At 60.9% G+C, this 17756-nt stretch carries 16 protein-coding genes; 8 read left to right on the forward strand and 8 right to left on the reverse strand.

The window, feature by feature from the left end; translation table 11 throughout:
• Window positions 1–394: 394 nt before the first annotated feature.
• Window positions 395–1498, forward strand: a complete 1104-nt coding sequence (gene gbdR / locus ACOYXJ_RS11800; RefSeq protein WP_007949927.1) for a choline metabolism transcriptional regulator GbdR — start codon at window positions 395–397, stop codon at window positions 1496–1498.
• A gap of 125 nt (window positions 1499–1623) precedes the next feature.
• On the opposite strand, the gene ACOYXJ_RS11805 is transcribed toward gbdR, so the two are convergent.
• The 6 genes from ACOYXJ_RS11805 to ACOYXJ_RS11830 all read right to left on the reverse strand — a co-directional run bounded on the left by ACOYXJ_RS11805 (window position 1624) and on the right by ACOYXJ_RS11830 (window position 7215).
• Window positions 1624–1887, reverse strand: a complete 264-nt coding sequence (locus tag ACOYXJ_RS11805) for a hypothetical protein (protein WP_016983943.1) — start codon at window positions 1885–1887, stop codon at window positions 1624–1626.
• A 386-nt stretch (window positions 1888–2273) separates the two neighbouring features.
• Window positions 2274–3437: a gamma-butyrobetaine dioxygenase gene (locus ACOYXJ_RS11810; protein WP_460369582.1), complete on the reverse strand. Its 1164-nt coding sequence runs from the start codon at window positions 3435–3437 to the stop codon at window positions 2274–2276.
• A 24-nt stretch (window positions 3438–3461) separates the two neighbouring features.
• Window positions 3462–3938, reverse strand: a complete 477-nt coding sequence (locus ACOYXJ_RS11815) for a thioesterase family protein (RefSeq protein ID WP_460369584.1) — start codon at window positions 3936–3938, stop codon at window positions 3462–3464.
• Between the two features lie 227 nt (window positions 3939–4165).
• Window positions 4166–5131, reverse strand: a complete 966-nt coding sequence (locus ACOYXJ_RS11820; RefSeq protein WP_460369586.1) for an L-carnitine dehydrogenase — start codon at window positions 5129–5131, stop codon at window positions 4166–4168.
• A gap of 142 nt (window positions 5132–5273) precedes the next feature.
• On the reverse strand, window positions 5274–6161 hold the full coding sequence (locus tag ACOYXJ_RS11825) for a beta-keto acid cleavage family enzyme (RefSeq protein ID WP_093429893.1): 888 nt from the start codon (window positions 6159–6161) through the stop codon (window positions 5274–5276).
• A gap of 109 nt (window positions 6162–6270) precedes the next feature.
• Window positions 6271–7215, reverse strand: coding sequence for a choline ABC transporter substrate-binding protein (locus ACOYXJ_RS11830; protein WP_460369588.1), 945 nt, complete (start codon window positions 7213–7215; stop codon window positions 6271–6273).
• Between the two features lie 192 nt (window positions 7216–7407).
• Here ACOYXJ_RS11830 and ACOYXJ_RS11835 point away from each other — a divergent pair, with 192 nt between their 5' ends.
• Complete coding sequence (locus tag ACOYXJ_RS11835; protein ID WP_460369590.1) at window positions 7408–8352, forward strand: GlxA family transcriptional regulator; 945 nt, start codon at window positions 7408–7410, stop codon at window positions 8350–8352.
• Between the two features lie 121 nt (window positions 8353–8473).
• Here ACOYXJ_RS11835 and ACOYXJ_RS11840 read toward each other — a convergent pair whose 3' ends face one another.
• Window positions 8474–8890, reverse strand: a complete 417-nt coding sequence (locus ACOYXJ_RS11840; RefSeq protein WP_460369592.1) for a DUF3010 family protein — start codon at window positions 8888–8890, stop codon at window positions 8474–8476.
• A gap of 47 nt (window positions 8891–8937) precedes the next feature.
• Complete coding sequence (locus tag ACOYXJ_RS11845) at window positions 8938–9339, reverse strand: lysozyme inhibitor LprI family protein (RefSeq protein WP_160059706.1); 402 nt, start codon at window positions 9337–9339, stop codon at window positions 8938–8940.
• Window positions 9340–9573: 234 nt separating this feature from the next.
• Here ACOYXJ_RS11845 and ACOYXJ_RS11850 point away from each other — a divergent pair, with 234 nt between their 5' ends.
• From ACOYXJ_RS11850 to etfB, 6 genes are all read left to right on the forward strand, one after another.
• Window positions 9574–10551 (forward strand): dipeptidase, encoded by a 978-nt coding sequence (locus ACOYXJ_RS11850; RefSeq protein WP_007911246.1) that lies wholly within the window; start codon window positions 9574–9576, stop codon window positions 10549–10551.
• A gap of 106 nt (window positions 10552–10657) precedes the next feature.
• A complete protein-coding gene (locus ACOYXJ_RS11855; protein WP_005792152.1) occupies window positions 10658–11188 on the forward strand; it encodes a DUF5943 domain-containing protein in 531 nt (176 codons plus the stop codon).
• A gap of 15 nt (window positions 11189–11203) precedes the next feature.
• On the forward strand, window positions 11204–13264 hold the full coding sequence (gene dgcA / locus ACOYXJ_RS11860; RefSeq protein WP_460369594.1) for a dimethylglycine demethylation protein DgcA: 2061 nt from the start codon (window positions 11204–11206) through the stop codon (window positions 13262–13264).
• A 163-nt stretch (window positions 13265–13427) separates the two neighbouring features.
• Window positions 13428–15377: a dimethylglycine demethylation protein DgcB gene (gene dgcB / locus ACOYXJ_RS11865; protein ID WP_007911241.1), complete on the forward strand. Its 1950-nt coding sequence runs from the start codon at window positions 13428–13430 to the stop codon at window positions 15375–15377.
• Window positions 15377–16597 (forward strand): electron transfer flavoprotein subunit alpha, encoded by a 1221-nt coding sequence (gene etfA / locus ACOYXJ_RS11870; protein ID WP_460369596.1) that lies wholly within the window; start codon window positions 15377–15379, stop codon window positions 16595–16597. The genes dgcB and etfA overlap by 1 nt, the downstream gene beginning before the upstream one ends.
• A gap of 9 nt (window positions 16598–16606) precedes the next feature.
• A complete protein-coding gene (etfB, locus tag ACOYXJ_RS11875; RefSeq protein ID WP_460369598.1) occupies window positions 16607–17377 on the forward strand; it encodes an electron transfer flavoprotein subunit beta in 771 nt (256 codons plus the stop codon).
• The last annotated feature ends 379 nt before the right edge of the window (window positions 17378–17756 follow it).

The following is a 17756-nucleotide window of genomic DNA, read 5'->3' on the forward strand; positions in this document are numbered from 1 at the left end:
CAATAAATCACGCCACCTTTTAGCGCGTCGCAAACAGATAAGAGTCTTTCCCACCTGTTACAGGCAACCAGCACCCCCTACCGTCCGTCACCTGTGCTTGCGGTGACACTGTCCTACAATCGCGCGCAGGCCAGTTCCCACAAGTGCTACCGATCTGCTCACACCTGCCGGAGCAGGGCTTTTGCCGCCGCTGATGGCACTTCGAAACTCCACTGGGCGGACCGCTCGTATAGACACGTCGCGACGTCGTTTTCAGGAGTTATTGAACGGCCATCCAATTTTAGGCATGGCAATTGCTCTGTCATAACAAAGCCCGTCTCCCACGCGAGAACGCTGGCAATAACAAGAGCCTCCGCCTGAGGCCATCACCCGCTTTGTGTGAGGAGATACCGCGATGACGTCGTTCAACTCCGGGGCCCAACCCCAGAACCGTGCGCCTCAATCCATCGGCTTTCTGCTGCTGGACAATTTCACGCTGATTTCTCTGGCGTCCGCAGTAGAACCCCTGCGCATGGCCAACCAATTGTCCGGTCGCGAGCTGTATCGCTGGAGCACCCTCACTGTCGATGGCGGCCAGGTGTGGGCCAGTGACGGTCTGCAAATCACTCCCGACGCCTCCATGCACAAAGCGCCGCCACTGGACACTGTGATTGTCTGCGGCGGCATCGGCATTCAACGCACCGTGACCCGTGAACACGTTTCCTGGCTGCAAAGCCAGGCGCGTCAGTCCAAGCGTCTCGGCGCCGTGTGCACCGGCAGTTGGGCACTGGCCTGCGCCGGGTTGCTCGACGGTTTCGATTGCAGCGTGCACTGGGAATGTCTGGCGGCGATGCAGGAAGCTTTCCCGCGTGTGGCGATGAGTACGCGTCTGTTCACCCTCGACCGTAACCGTTTCACCAGCTCCGGCGGCACCGCGCCGCTGGACATGATGCTGCACCTGATCAGCCGCGATCACGGCCGTGAACTGTCCGCCGCGATCTCGGAAATGTTCGTCTACGAACGTATCCGCAACGAACAGGATCACCAGCGCGTGCCGCTCAAGCACATGCTCGGCACCAACCAGCCGAAACTGCAGGAAATCGTCGCGCTGATGGAAGCCAATCTGGAAGAGCCGATCGACCTCGATGAATTGGCTGTGTATGTCGCTGTGTCGCGTCGACAGCTGGAGCGGTTGTTCCAGAAATACCTGCACTGCTCGCCGTCGCGCTATTACTTGAAGCTACGTCTGATCCGCGCCCGGCAATTGCTCAAGCAAACGCCGATGTCGATCATCGAAGTGGCGTCGGTGTGTGGTTTCGTCTCGACGCCGCACTTCTCCAAGTGCTACCGCGAATACTTCGGCATTCCGCCGCGTGACGAGCGCGTAGGCTCCAACACCACTCAGCAAGTGGCGATGCTGCCGCTGCCGCAGGCAATCGTGATGTCGCCGCTGTCGGGGCCGATGTCGGCGTTGAGTCAGGCGCGCAATGAATCGACGTTTGCCAGCGTAAGGCTCTGATGAGGATCGTTCCCACGCTCTGCGTGGGACCGCAGCCCGGGACGCTCTGCGTCCCAAAAGGCCGAACGCGGAGCGTCCGTTGAGGCATTCCCACGCAGAGCGTGGGAACGATCAGGTGAGCAACGTCAGGCGCTATGGCTTTGCTGGTAGTCCGCGAGTGCCGGCAACAACTGTTTGTCGATCGCCTGACGCACCGCCGGCTGGATACTGGCGCCGCTGGTGTACATGTCCTTGACCATCTTGCGCAGTTCAAACGCGCGAACATTATCCAGACCGCGCACCGCGCACTCGCAAGCCTGATCGGCGGTCGTGCCACTGGGCACTTGAATACCCAACGCCTTGAGTTGGCCCAACAAATCTTCCTGATCGATCAAATCGGCATACATCATGACGCGCATCCTTCTTCAATAACGGAGGTCGTAGCTCGATTCTGGTAGCCACGCCGGGGCACGGCAAGGGCGTTTTGTCGCAGTGGCTGCGACGGCTATGAACAGGTCGTTTTCGGCTAACTTGCCGCTCAAGGGAGTGGGCACACTGAACTCAGCTTGCAACACGAAGGTTTGGTCACCCTCGCTTGGCAGCTCCTCAACAGTACCCTCCTCAGCTCCGATCCTGTCACGGCTTGATCGGAGTTTTTTTTGCCTGTGAATCAGAGAACGGTGTGTTGCTGCTGACGCCTTCGCGAGCAGGCTCGCTCCCACAGGTGAACGCGTTCATTCAGGGGAATGCGATTAAATGTGGGAGCGAGCCTGCTCGCGAAGAACGATGACGCGGTCTAGCGCTGCAACACCAGAATCCGCGACAACAACTCATCCCGGTCGACATAGCAACCCTGGAAATGCCGCGCCCCGGTCGCCGGGTCAAAGGCATTGCGCGCATGCAATGTGCGGCGGTTGTCAAAACACCACAGCTCACCGGGATTGAGCCTTTGCATCAGCCGAAACCGTGGCTCGCGGGTCATTGCGATGAAGCGTCGATAAGCCCGATACAACCGTGGCATCTGTTCCACCGAGGTATCAAACGCCCCGCGCAGAAAGTTCGCCATACGAATTTCCGCCACGCGTCCCAAGGCATCCAAAGCAATGATCGGCGCCAGGCAGCGATAGTCGCTGTGCCGATCCTTGTTGCGAAACTCCACGGGGATTTCACACAGGGCCTGGAATGACTCGGGATCTTCCTGGCGCAACGCATCGGCAATCGCAAACCCGTCGACAAAAATACTCTTACCACCTTTTGCGTCATTCACCAGGCAATGCAGAAATTGCAGCCCCGGTTGCAGCTCACGGGTCGGCAGATCGGTGTGCAACGGCAGGTTGAAAGCGGTGTAGGCATTGCTGTCGGCATCGGCCTTGGATTGCACATTGAACAGCACGCCGAAATTGCTCTCACGGATAAAGGAAATACGTTGCGCGATGAGTTTCAGCGAACCGGGTTCGGTGGGCACGCCGCGCACTTGCGTCAGGCCGATGTCGCGTACCGCAATCAGCCATTGCAGCAGCGCGGCGTTGTCGTTCATCAGTGCCGCGTATTCGAACACCGGCAACTGCATATCGCTGCGCCACAGATAAGGCTTGGGTTTGCCGGCCAAGCGTTCGGCGCGGGAATCTTCGTCGTAGGCATGAGCACGCAACCAGCCTGGATCGAATCGGCTGAGGTGGCCGTCCTGCCAGTCGATGCGCAGACAGCCGTCGGTATCGATATGTGCGGCAGCAGGTTTGAGGTCTTCAGCGGCATCGACTATCTCGAAAACCTGCTCGCGGGTGACGTTGTAGACGCACTGCGGACACGGGCAGTTGTCCCGCAACCAGACATGGTGAAACGGGCTGATGCGCCCGTCAGCCCACTCAATGGCAACACGATCCGCCAGGCTCTGCACGCCACCGAGCGCGCTGATCAACGGATAAGTACGGAAATCGGCAACAGCGGCAGCGGTGTTCATGGCGGCTCCTTGCGATCGATGGATTTACCTTGCAGGCGGCAGCGCGATGACGCGGCCGATGTAAGCGGGAGCGGGCAGGTCTTGCTGCTCGGCGACGATGCTTTGCAGGCGGCCCAAAGTGTCCGGACTGAACGGCGCCGAGCGCGGGCCGGCGAGGTCGACGTGCAAGAGCATCTGTTCGTTGCCGGCCAGTTCCTGCTCGTCACCGACCTTGTGCAGGCTGTGATAGAGGTGCAGGCGTTTGCTGTCGTGGGCGATGATTTGCGTGCGTACTTCCACCTCGGTATCGAGTTTCACTTCGTGCAGATAATTGAGGTGCAGTTCGAGGGTGAACAGCGAGTTGCCACTGGCTTCGCGGTTGTTGCTGTCCATGCCGAGGCGATCCATCAGGGCGTCGGTGGCGTAGCTGAAAATCAGCAGGTAGAAGGCGTCGCGCAGGTGGCCGTTGTAGTCGACCCAGTCGGGGATGATTGTGGTTTGGTAGGTGGTGAGAGTGGGCATGAGTGGGTTCCGGCAGTGGGCGGGTCGTTAAGATCAAGAGCTACCCCCTCACCCCAGCCCTTTCCCCCCAGGGGGGAGAGGGGGAAAGGGAGCAGATCTTCAAGCGTTTCAAGTCCTGAGTTCGACTCGATGGTGCAAGTCGGCGTAGCTCGCAAAAACACCACGGTCAGTTCCCTCTCCCTCCGGGAGAGGGCTAGGGTGAGGGCAGCGATGTCATGCCAACCCCATCACTCGCTGAACGCCATCCCATGTTTTTCCTTGGTGGTCTTCACCGCCTCCAGCACCGCCAGCAAGCAATCATCACGATAGCGCTCCAGCGCCGAAATGCTGTGGCGGCCAAGCTGATCACTGGTGCCATCGACCACATCATCAATCAACTTGTCAGTCAGTTCCGGTGCCGGCAGATAGGTCCACGGCAGTTGCAACGCCGGGCCGAATTGCGACATGAAGTGGCGCATGCCCGCATCGCCACCGGCCAGGGTGTAAGTCAGGAACGTGCCCATAAACGACCAGCGCAGACCAGCGCCAAAGCGGATCGCGTCGTCGATCTCGCCGGTAGTCGCCACGCCGTCATTGACCAGGTGCAGCGCCTCACGCCACAGCGCTTCAAGCAAGCGGTCGGCGATGAACCCCGGCACTTCCTTGCGCACGTGCAACGGACGCATGCCGAGGGATTCGTAGACTTTCATCGCTGCCTGCACGGCCTCGGGCGCGGTGTTCTTGCCACCCACAACTTCCACCAGCGGCAGCAGATACACCGGGTTGAACGGATGGCCGACGACGCAACGTTCCGGGTGCGTCGAACTCTCGTAGAACTCGCTCGGCAGCAGGCCCGATGTACTCGATCCGATCAACGCATCGGGCTTGGCCGCTGCGCTGATTTTGCTGTGCAGATCCAGTTTCAGCTCCAGACGTTCCGGGGCGCTTTCCTGAATGAAATCGGCATCACGTACGCACTCTTCGATCGTCGCGACAAAGCGCAGGCGCTCCTGCGAAGCGCCCGGCGCCAGACCGTTTTTCTCCAGCGCACCCCAGGCGTTGGCCACGCGTTTACGCAGCGCCGCTTCGGCGCCGGGGGCCGGATCCCAGGCCACCACATCCAGACCGTGGGCGAGGGCGCGGGCAACCCAGCCACTGCCGATGACACCGCTGCCCAGCGCGGCGAAGGTTTTGATTTCGGTGATAAAGCTCATGGCGACATTCCTGAATAGTTCGGCGATCAACTGTGGGAGCGAGCCTGCTCGCGAAAGCGCTGGCTCTGCTGATGAAGATGCTTCGGATGTACCGGCCTCTTCGCGAGCAGGCTCGCTCCCACAGTGGGAAATGAGTGGTCGTTTAGCCGCGCTGGGTCAGGCCCATTTTCTTGCGGCCTTCCGCCGGGGTCAGCACGCGGGCGCCGAGGCGGCTGAGGATTTCGGTGGCGCGCTCGACCAGTTGGCCATTGGTCGCCAGCACACCTTTGTCCAGCCACAGGTTGTCTTCCAGCCCGACCCGCACGTTGCCGCCGAGCAGCACCGCTTGCGCGGCCATCGGCATCTGCATCCGGCCAATGCCGAACCCGGCCCACACCGCATCGGCTGGCAAGTTATCGACCATGGCTTTCATGGTGGTGGTATCCGCCGGGGCGCCCCAGGGAATGCCCAGGCATAACTGGAACAGCGGGTTGTCGAGCAAACCTTCCTTGATCATCTGCTTGGCGAACCACAGGTGACCGGTGTCGAAAATCTCCAGCTCGGCCTTCACGCCCAGCTCGGTAATGCGCTTGGCGCCGGCACGCAGTTGCGCCGGCGTGGAGACGTAAATGGTATCGCCATCGCCGAAGTTCAGCGTGCCGCAGTCGAGGGTGCAGATTTCCGGCAGCAGTGCTTCAACGTGGGCGAGACGGGTCAGCGGGCCGACCAGATCGGTGTTCGGGCCAAACTCCATCGGGTTCTCGCCGGCACCGATTTCGAGGTCGCCGCCCATGCCGGCGGTAAGGTTGACGATAATGTCGACGTCGGCCTCGCGGATGCGCTCCATCACTTCGCGGTACAGCGCCACGTCACGGCTGAACTTGCCGGTCTGCGGATCGCGCACATGGCAGTGCACAACCGTGGCGCCAGCCTTGGCCGCTTCCACCGCAGCAGCAGCAATCTGTTTCGGGGTGACCGGCACGTGCGGGCTCTTGGCGGTCGTGTCGCCAGCACCGGTGAGTGCGCAGGTGATGATGACGTCGTGGTTCATGGTGCGGTTTCCTTCAGGCGTGATGGGTCTGTTCGCAGCCCTTTGCCGGGCTGCGAAGCGTCGTTCAGTTCCCTCTCCCAACGGGAGAGGGCTAGGGTGAGGGTGGCGGTTATTTGCTGGTCAGTTGGAGGTTTTCAGCGGCCGGTTTGCCATCGAACGTGGTCACACCCTCAAGCCAGCGCTGCTTGTCTTCCGGGTGATCCTTGAGCCATTGCTTGGCCGATTCGAACGCGTCCTTGTGGTCGAGCAGCGGCTGCATCATCCGGCTCTCGTCCTCGGCGGTGAACGTCAGGTTGGTCAGCAGGCGACCGATGTTCGGGCACTGCTCGGCGTACTTCGGCGCGGTGACGGTCCACACGGTGGCCATGCCTTCGTTCGGGCCGAGGGCGTCGTCGCTGCCGGTCAGGTAAGTCATTTTTACGTTGACGTTCATCGGGTGCGGCGCCCAGCCGAAGAACACCACGGCCTCTTTGCGGCGCACGGCGCGGTCGACGGCGGCGAGCATGCCGGCCTCGCTCGACTCGACCAACTGGAACTTGCCGAGGCCGAACTGGTTCTTGGCGATCATCGCCTTGATCTGCGTGTTGGCGCCCGAGCCCGGTTCGATGCCGTAAATCTTGCCACCCAGTTCTTTTTCGAACCTGGCGATGTCAGCGAAGGTTTTCAGGCCCTTGTCGGCCAGATAAGTCGGTACGGCGAGGGTCGCGCGGGCGTCTTTCAGGCTCGGTGCGTCGAGGACTTTGACCTGATTGGCGTCGACGAACGGGGTAATGGTCTGGGTCATCAACGGGTTCCAGTAACCGAGGAACAGGTCCAGGCGCTGATCGCGGATCCCGGCGAAGATAATCTGCTGGGACGCGCTGGTTTGTTTGGTGTTGTAGCCGAGGCCGTCGAGCAGGACCTGGGTCATGGCACTGGTGGCGATCACGTCGGTCCAGTTGACCACGCCCATGCGCACGTTCTGGCATGAGGCGGGTTCGGCCGCCATGACGCTGGCGCTGAAGAAAGCGGTACCGCTGAGTGCAAGAACACAGCTGCTGATCAGTCGTTTCATGTCGGGTTCCTCGGCAGGTCGTTTATTGTGGCTCCCGGCGTCTGACGCGCCGGTGATGCCAAGTTACGCAGCTATACGCCCATGAAAGCGCACTGCGGCGACTGGCATTTGCACTGTAGCGACCTGCGCTCTTGAATGCCGACGACAATCGGCGTATCAACGAGCCACGCTACCCGCCAACCGAGTGCGCACATGTCCCAGGATTTCTACTTTTTGCTGATGCCGGGCTTCTCCGCCATCGGCTTTATTTCCGCTATCGAACCGCTACGCGTGGCCAATCGCTTTCGTGGCGAGCTGTACCGCTGGCATGTGTTGAGCGCTGATGGCGGGGCGGTGCTGGCGAGCAATGGCATGTCGGTCAACGCCGACGCGGCACTGGAGCCGTTGAAGAAAGGCGCGACGCTGTTGGTGGTGGCCGGGTTTGAACCGCTGAAGTTCGCCACGCCCACCCTTGAACACTGGTTGCGGCGGCTGGATAACGAAGGCGTGACCCTCGGTGCCATCGATACCGGCAGCTTTGTCCTCGCTGAAGCGGGCCTGCTCGATGGCCATCGCCTGACCCTGCACTGGGAAGCCATCGACGCATTCAAGGAATCTTATCCACAGCTCAGCGTGACCCAGGAGCTGTTCGAGATCGACCGCCGACGCATCACCTCGGCGGGCGGCACTGCTTCCATCGATTTAATGCTCGATCTGATCGCCCAGTCCCATGGGCCGCAACTGGCGATTCAGGTCAGCGAGCAGTTTGTGCTGGGGCGCATCCGTCCGCGCAAAGACCACCAGCGCATGGAAGTCGCCACGCGTTACGGCATCAACAACAAGAAACTGGTGCAGGTGATCGGCGAGATGGAACAGCACAGCGAACCGCCGCTGACCACGCTGCAATTGGCGGAGTCGATCAAGGTGACACGACGGCAACTGGAGCGCTTGTTTCGCCTGCACCTGAACGACACGCCGAGCAACTTCTACCTGCGCCTACGCCTGGAAAAAGCCCGGCAGCTACTGCGCCAGACCGACATGAGCGTGCTCGAAGTCAGCATCGCCTGCGGGTTTGAATCGCCGTCCTACTTCACTCGTAGCTACCGCGCAAAGTTCGCCCGCTGTCCCCGCGAAGATCGGCGTACCGCCCAAGCCTGAATGGATGCACACAACACCCCTGTAGGAGTGAGCCTGCTCGCGATAGCGGTAAGTCAGACAACACTGATGTCGACTGACACTTCGTCATCGCGAGCAGGCTCACTCCTACAGTTTGATCGCGTTACTTCTTCACCAACGCCGAACACGCCGCCTTATAGGCCTCATGCTGATACTTGTTCAACGTCCCCGGCAGCTCAAAGCTATGCTTCTTCGCCTGCGCATTGATCGTCTGCGGCGACAACAAGGTCACCTCGCAACCATCGAGCAACTGCAAAATCCCCTCAATCTTGAACGTCGTCGGCCCGCCGGCAAACTCACCCTTCTTGCTGCGCTTCTTGATCGCAATCCGGTCAACCGAATTCTCCCGCACAAACGACGCCAACTGCGCCGCGAACACTTTCACGTTGGCCGACTCGTCATCGTCTTCGAGGGCGATCTTCTTGGTGGCAAGGGGAACGTGGCTCAGGGTCGAACCGTCCAGAGCGGCCACGGCGATGATCGCTTCGCTGCCTTTGATTTCGATGCCGCAGATGTTCATGTGCTTACCTAGATTGGCTATAGAAGGGCAGCTTACAGCTCAGACACTCACTCCTGCCCAATCGACTCCAAAAACTCCGACCGTTCATCACTCATCCGCGCCACGCAGTCATTCTGCGCAATTGTGAAGGCCTTGCTGCCCGCCGTCGCCGGGAACGCTTCCACCGCGCAATCGGCATCCCGCGTCTTCAACCACTGCTGCTGAGCCGTCTTGATCTTGGCGGTGATGTCCGCCAGTTGCGTGGCGTTTTTGCCGTAGGCGGTCTGCATGCGTTCGGTCAGGCTGGCGTAGTTGTCCTTGAGCAGGTCTTCAGCGGTGGTGCGGCTATAAGTCGAGCATTCCAGGGTCTGGACGTCGTTTTCGACGGCATCGCACGGGTTGTTGTCGGACTCTTCGGCGGCGTGCACGCCGGTCGCAAGCAAAGCCAAAGCCAGGAAGATCGATTTCATTGTTGTCGCCGCTCTAATCCAGTGGTGTTTCCAAGATGCGCTAGATTCTGGCTCAAGCTGGCGGGCTTGAACAGGTAGCTGATCGGGGCGTCTGGCGACCCTTTGTCGCGGATTGACGCTTTCGGCAATTCCCCTGTCGTTTTTGCACCCGGTCGCCCCGGCACCGAGGCATATGCTGGCCCCAAAGCGCCGGCAGACGATTCGGCGCATGAATCGCCAATAAGGGGACGCCTGATGAGCCCAGCCGAATTACACGCCGACAGCATCGTTATCGACGGTCTGATCATTGCCAAATGGAACCGCGAGCTGTTCGAAGACATGCGCAAGGGCGGTCTGACGGCGGCCAACTGCACTGTGTCGGTGTGGGAAGGCTTTCAGGCGACCGTGAACAATATTGCTGCCAGCCAGAAGCTGATCCGCGAAAACAGCGATCTGGTGATGCCAGTACGCACCACTGCCGACATCCGTCGCGCCAAAGAACAAGGCAAGACCGGCATCCTCTTCGGCTTCCAGAATGCCCACGCCTTTGAAGACCAGATCGGCTATGTCGAGGTGTTCAAGCAGCTCGGCGTTGGCATCGTGCAGATGTGCTACAACACCCAGAACCTGGTCGGCACCGGTTGCTACGAGCGTGACGGCGGCCTGTCGGGTTTCGGTCGCGAAATCGTTGCCGAGATGAACCGCGTTGGCGTGATGTGCGACCTGTCCCACGTCGGCTCGAAGACTTCCGAAGAAGTCATCCTCGAATCGAAAAAACCGGTCTGCTATTCCCACTGCCTGCCGTCGGGTCTCAAAGAGCACCCGCGCAACAAGTCCGATGAAGAGCTGAAGTTCATTGCCGACCACGGCGGTTTTGTCGGCGTGACCATGTTCGCGCCGTTTCTCGCCAAGGGCATTGATTCGACCATCGACGACTACGCCGAAGCGATCGAATACGTGATGAACATTGTCGGCGAAGACGCCATCGGCATCGGCACCGACTTCACCCAGGGTCACGGTCAGGACTTCTTCGAATACCTGACCCACGACAAGGGCTACGCCCGCCGTCTGACCAGCTTCGGCAAGATCATCAACCCGCTGGGCATCCGCACCGTCGGCGAGTTCCCGAACCTGACTGAAACCCTGCTCAAGCGCGGCCATTCCGAGCGCGTTGTGCGCAAGATCATGGGCGAAAACTGGGTCAACGTCCTGAAAGACGTCTGGGGCGAGTAACGCTGACTCAAGACCGCCGCCGATCTGCCCCCTCTCCTGTGGGAGAGGGCTGGGGTGAGGGCAGCGGTCACCACTGAATCCACTATTTTTCTGGAGTTAAGTTTCCATGGCCAAGATCGCCCCGCAATTGCCAATCGAAGTCGACAGCGAGACCGGTGTCTGGACCTCCGACGCCCTGCCAATGCTCTACGTGCCGCGTCACTTCTTCGTGAATAACCACATGGGCATCGAAGAGGTTTTGGGCGCTGACGCCTACGCCGAGATCCTCTACAAGGCCGGCTACAAATCCGCCTGGCACTGGTGCGAGAAAGAAGCTGAATGCCACGGCCTGGAAGGCGTTGCGGTGTTCGAGCACTACATGAAGCGCCTGTCGCAACGCGGCTGGGGCCTGTTCAAGATCCAGGACATCGACCTCGACAAAGGCACCGCCAGCGTCAAGCTCGAACACTCGGCATTCGTCTATGTGTACGGCAAGGTCGGGCGCAAGGTCGACTACATGTTCACCGGTTGGTTTGCCGGGGCCATGGATCAGATTCTTGAAGCACGCGGCAGCAAGATTCGCACCGTCGCCGAGCAAGTCTACGGTGGCTCCGAAGAAGGCCACGACGACGGCCTGTTCACCGTCAAGCCGTTGTAAGTCGAGGAACCCGCCATGGCTTTCGAAGCAATGTTCCAGCCGATCCAGATCGGCAAACTGACCATCCGCAACCGCGTGCTCAGCACCGCGCACGCTGAGGTCTACGCGACGGACGGTGGCATGACCACCGACCGCTACGTCAAGTATTACGAAGAGAAAGCCAAGGGCGGCATCGGCCTGGCGATCTGTGGCGGCTCCTCCGTGGTCGCCATCGACAGCCCGCAGGAATGGTGGAGCTCGGTGAATCTGTCGACCGACCGGATCATTCCGCATTTCCAGAATCTGGCCGACGCCATGCACAAGCATGGCGCCAAGATCATGATTCAGATTACCCACATGGGCCGCCGCTCGCGCTGGGACGGCTTCAACTGGCCGACGCTGATGTCGCCGTCGGGCATCCGTGAACCGGTGCACCGCGCCACCTGCAAAACCATCGAGCCGGAAGAAATCTGGCGGGTGATCGGCAACTATGCCCAAGCCGCGCGCCGGGCCAAGGCCGGTGGCCTCGACGGCGTTGAGCTGTCGGCAGTGCACCAGCACATGATCGACCAGTTCTGGAGTCCGCGCGTCAACAAGCGTACTGACGAATGGGGTGGCACCTTCGAAGGCCGGATGAAGTTCGGTCTGGAAGTGCTGAAGGCCGTGCGCGCCGAGGTCGGTGATGATTTCTGCGTGGGCATACGTCTGTGCGGTGACGAGTTCCACCCGGACGGTTTGTCCCACGAGGACATGAAGCAGATCGCCAAGTATTACGACGACACCGGCATGCTCGACTTCATCGGCGTCGTCGGCTCGGGTTGTGACACCCACAACACCCTGGCCAACGTGATTCCGAACATGAGTTATCCACCGGAGCCGTTTCTGCATCTGGCCGCCGGGATCAAGGAAGTGGTCAAGGTGCCGGTGCTGCACGCACAGAACATCAAGGACCCGAACCAGGCCACACGGATTCTTGAGGGCGGTTACGTCGACATGGTCGGCATGACCCGCGCGCACATCGCTGACCCGCACCTGATCGCCAAGATCAAGATGGGCCAGATCGACCAGATCAAACAGTGCGTCGGCGCCAACTATTGCATCGACCGCCAGTACCAAGGTCTGGACGTGCTGTGCATCCAGAACGCCGCGACCTCCCGTGAATACATGGGCGTGCCGCACATCATCGAGAAATCCAGCGGGCCGAAACGCAAAGTGGTGATCGTCGGTGCCGGCCCTGCCGGGATGGAAGCGGCACGTGTTGCTGCCGAGCGTGGCCACGACGTGACCCTGTTCGAGAAGAAAGAATTCATCGGCGGGCAAATCACCACCGCATCGAAAGCGCCGCAGCGTGACCAGATCGCCGGTATTACCCGTTGGTTCCAGCTGGAACTGGCGCGGCTGAAAGTCGATTTGCGCCTGGGCACGGCGGCCGATGCCGACACCATCATGGACTTGCGTCCGGACGTGGTGGTGCTGGCGGTAGGTGGGCATCCGTACCTGGAACAGAACGAACACTGGGGTGCCGCCGAAGGGCTGGTGGTCAGCAGCTGGGACGTGCTCGACGGCAAGGTGGCGCCGGGCAAGAACGTGCTGGTCTACGACACCATTTGCGAGTTCACCGGGATGTCGGTGGCCGACTTCCTCGCCGACAAGGGCAGCCAGGTCGAGATCGTCACCGACGACATCAAACCGGGTGTGGCCATCGGCGGTACGTCGTTCCCGACCTACTACCGCAGCATGTACCCGAAAGAAGTGATCATGACCGGCGACATGATGCTCGAGAAGGTCTACCGCGAAGGCGACAAACTGGTCGCGGTGCTGGAGAACGAATACACCGGCGCGAAAGAGGAGCGGGTGGTCGATCAGGTGGTGGTGGAAAACGGCGTGCGGCCGGATGAGGAAATCTACTACGCGCTCAAAGAGGGTTCGCGCAACAAGGGCCAGATCGACGTCGAAGCGTTGTTCGCGATCCAGCCGCAACCTTCGCTGAGCGAGGCGGGCGACGGCTACTTGCTGTTCCGCATCGGCGACTGCGTGGCGCAGCGCAATACCCATGCTGCGATCTATGACGCCCTGCGGTTGTGCAAGGATTTCTAAGGGCTAGTGAACCGATCGTTCCCACGCTCTGCGTGGGAATGCCGCAATGGACGCTCTGCGTCCGCTTGGGACGCGGAGCGTCCCGGCATGCATTCCCACGCAGAGCGTGGGAACGATCATTGAACGCCGTGTTTCTCCAGGCTGTACTGGTGGGAGCTTCACCATGTTGAACACCCTTCTTCCAATCCTGTTGTTCGCCGCTCTGGGCCTTGGTGTCCTCGGTGCGTTGCGGCGGGTAGCGATGTGGCGCCGGGGCCGGGCCTCGAAGGTCGATCTGATCGGCGGCCTGTTGGCCATGCCCAAGCGTTATATGGTCGACTTGCACCATGTCGTGGCGCGGGACAAATACATTGCCAACACCCACGTCGCGACAGCGGGCGGTGCGGTGGCGTCGATTGTGCTGGCGCTGTTGGTGCACGGTTTCGGCCTGCACAACCGCATCCTCGGTTACGCCTTGCTGCTGATGACGGCGGTGATGTTCGTCGGCGCGATCTTCGTTTATCTGCGTCGGCGCAACCCGCCCGCGCGGCTGTCGAAAGGCCCGTGGATGCGCTTGCCGAAAAGCCTGCTGGCGTTCTCGGCGTCGTTCTTCCTGCTGACGTTGCCGGTGGCCGGGATTCTGCCGGAGAACTTCGGTGGCTGGGTGCTCGCGGTCATTCTCGGGATTGGCGTGCTGTGGGGTGTGTCGGAACTGTTTTTCGGCATGACCTGGGGCGGGCCGATGAAACACGCCTTTGCCGGTGCGTTGCATTTGGCTTGGCACCGTCGCGCTGAACGTTTTGGTGGTGGTCGTTCCACCGGTTTGAAACCGCTCGATTTGAACGATCCGAGCGCGCCACTGGGTGTGGAAAAACCCAAGGATTTCACCTGGAACCAGTTGCTCGGTTTTGACGCCTGCGTGCAGTGCGGCAAGTGCGAAGCGGCGTGCCCGGCCTTCGCTGCCGGCCAGCCGCTGAACCCGAAGAAGCTGATTCAGGACATGGTTGTCGGCCTCGCTGGCGGCACCGATGCCAAGTTCGCCGGCAGCCCGTATCCGGGCAAACCTGTAGGCGAACATAGCGGTAATCCACATCAACCGATCGTCAACGGCTTGGTCGACGCCGAAACCCTGTGGTCGTGCACCACCTGCCGCGCCTGCGTCGAGGAATGCCCGATGATGATCGAGCACGTCGATGCCATCGTCGACATGCGCCGGCACCTGACTCTGGAAAAAGGCGCGACGCCGAACAAGGGCGCCGAAGTTCTGGAAAACCTGATCGCCACCGACAACCCCGGCGGTTTCGCCCCGGGCGGGCGGATGAACTGGGCGGCGGACTTGAATCTCAATCTGCTCAGCGAAAAGAAATCCACCGACGTGTTGTTCTGGGTTGGCGACGGTGCGTTCGACATGCGCAACCAACGGACTTTGCGCGCGTTCGTCAAAGTGCTGAAAGCGGCAAAAATCGACTTCGCCGTGCTCGGTCTTGAAGAGCGTGACAGCGGTGACGTGGCGCGCCGTTTGGGCGATGAAGCAACCTTCCAGTTGCTCGCCAAACGCAACATCCAGACCCTGGCCAAATACAGCTTCAACCGCATCGTCACCTGCGATCCGCACAGCTTCCACGTGCTGAAAAACGAGTACGGCGCGTTTGATGGCAACTATCTGGTGCAGCACCACAGCACCTACATGGCAGAAATCATTCAGGCCGGCGCGCTCAATCTCGGTCAGCACAAAGGCAACAGCGTGACCTATCACGATCCGTGCTACCTCGGCCGCTACAACGGCGAGTACGAAGCACCGCGTGAAGTGCTGCGTGCACTCGGCATCGAGGTTAAAGAGATGCAACGTTCCGGCTTCCGTTCGCGCTGCTGCGGCGGCGGTGGCGGGGCGCCGATCACTGATATTCCGGGTAAACAGCGGATTCCTGATATGCGCATGGAAGACATCCGCGAGACCGGCGCCGAACTGGTGGCCGTGGGTTGTCCACAGTGCACGGCGATGCTCGAAGGCGTGGTCGAACCGCGTCCGCTGATCAAGGACATCGCCGAACTGGTGGCCGACGCGCTGCTCGAAGACGCCGCGCCGAGCAAGCCTGCGACCCCGGCCAAACGTGAACCTGCGGAGGCCCACTGATGAGCGACATTATCCGCCGCGACCCGCGCGCCGAATGGATTGCCCGTAACCGTCTGCACCCGTTGCACGCGGCCATGCAACCGGCGCAACACAGCTGGATGGGGCCCAACGGCATCATCCGCAAGAATCTGCATGGCATCGGTTTTATCGGCCCCAACGGCATCAAACGTATCGACCGCAGCGGCGCACAACAGGGCGGGGCGGTCAAACGTTCCGCTGCTGTGGAAGTGCAACTGCCGCTGCATCAAGTGCCGGCCCCGGCGTTCTACATCAACGTGGTGCCGGACATGGTCGGCGGCCGCTTGAGCAGTCACGACCGTGATTTGCTCGGCCTCGCCCATCAACTCGCCGGCCAGGACGGTGCGGTGTTGGCGGTGGTCTTTGGCGAGCACAAGGAAAACGCTTTCTCGACCGCTGGCGTCGATCGCTTGCTGGTACTCGAAGGCGAGGAATTCAGCGGTTATGCACCGGAGCAACGAGTGCAAGGTTTGCGCGCTGTGGATAACCAGTTCAACCCGCGTCATTGGTTGCTGCCGGACAGCCGCAGCGGTGGCGGTGAACTCGGTCGGCGCTTTGCCGCTGCACTGGGCGAACGCCCGGCGACACGGGTCTGGCAGGTCAAGGATCAGGAGTGCATTGGCCGCGCGGGCGCTGGGCTGCAAGACCTTGCCCGTCCGGTTGCACGGTTGATTCTGGCTGCCGCCGAATGCGCCGAGCCGGTCAGTGAAACCCGTCACGAAGCGTTGCCGGTGGAGTTATCCACAAGTGTCGCGCGCAGCCTGTCGCGGATCGAAGATCTCGGCGCGGTGGCGGTCGACCCGGCGGCGATTCCGATGGCCGAAGCGGAGTTCATTTTCTCCGGCGGCAACGGCGTCAAGGACTGGCAGCTGTTCCACGAAACGGCGGCGGCACTCGGCGCGACCGAAGGTGCCTCGCGAGTGGCAGTGGACGATGGCTTCATGGCCCGTGATCGGCAGGTCGGTGCGTCCGGTACCTGGGTCACCGCACGGGTGTATGTGGCTGTGGGTATCTCTGGCGCGATCCAGCACCTGCAAGGCATTGGCGCCTGCGACAAGGTCGTGGCGATCAACCTTGATCCAGGTTGCGACATGATCAAACGCGCCGACCTCTCGGTGATCGGAGAAAGCGCAGAGATTCTTCAAGCCTTGATCGCGGCGGTAGCGGCTTACCGCAACGAAGCCAAGCGCGATGCGGCTTAAGGAAACGCTATGAACACGAAAGTTATCAGTCTGGTTTCCATCGGCGCCCATCCGACTTCCGGTCGGCCACGCCGAGCTGATCAGGATGCGCGCGCCGTTGAACTGGGCCTGCAACTGGCTGGGGATAACCTGCAAGTGCTGCATGCCGGCGACATTGCGGAACCGGCGTTGCGCGCCTATTTGGGCATGGGTCTTGAGCAGATGCATGTGCTGGAACAACCTGCTGGTGCCGATGCGCTGCCAGCGCTGATCGCGTATCTGCGCGATGCCGGTGCGCAAGTGGTGCTGACTGGCAGCCAGGCAGAAACCGGTGAAGGTTCGGGAATGTTGCCGTTTCTGCTCGCCGAAGGTCTGGGCTGGCCGCTGGTGGTGGGGCTGGCGCAGGTCGAGTCGATCAGTGACGGTTCAGCGTTGGTGCTGCAGGCTTTGCCGCGTGGGCAGCGTCGGCGCTTGAAGGTGAAACTGCCGTTTCTGGCGACTGTGGATAACGCTGCGCCGAAGCCTCGACAGAGTGCCTATGGACCGGCGCGACGGGGTGTTTTGCAGGCTGAAGATGTCGAAGTGGTGGACGATGAGTTGCTCACGGTTGCCACCTTGCAAGCGGCCAAGCCGCGGCCGAAACGCTTGAAGGTGATCAAGGCCAAAAGCGGGGCAGACCGGATGAAGGCCGCGACGGCCAAGGCCAGTGGCGGCGGTGGGCAGGTGCTCAAAGGTGTTACTGCACAGGCCGGGGCTGAAGCGATCCTCAAGTTGCTGATTGAAGAAGGTGTGGTTCGCTGAAAAGCCCCTCACCCTAGCCCTCTCCCAGAGGGAGAGGGGATCTACGGTGGCGTACTCAAGCGTTACATCGACCTGAGAGATCGGCGTGAACTCAGGTCTGGCAAAGCTAAGGACACCGCATAAGTCGCAGGTCGCTGCATATTTCCAATACACCTGGGTCGGCTCCCTCTCCCGGAGGGAGAGGGCTGGGGTGAGGGTAGGCGGTTTACCCACAATCCCTGTTGGCGGATCTGTGGATAACGTGTTCGCCCCTCTCTACACCCCACGCCAATCAAGCCCTACAGCCGTGCGATCAAAAAACAACCAGCCTAAGTCACGGATTTTCAGGGCTTTTTCTCTTGGATAACTGAGCAAGTTGCCCCCAATCTCTGTTGGCGTT

It is taken from the genome of Pseudomonas sp. Tul2A7, assembly GCF_054790505.1.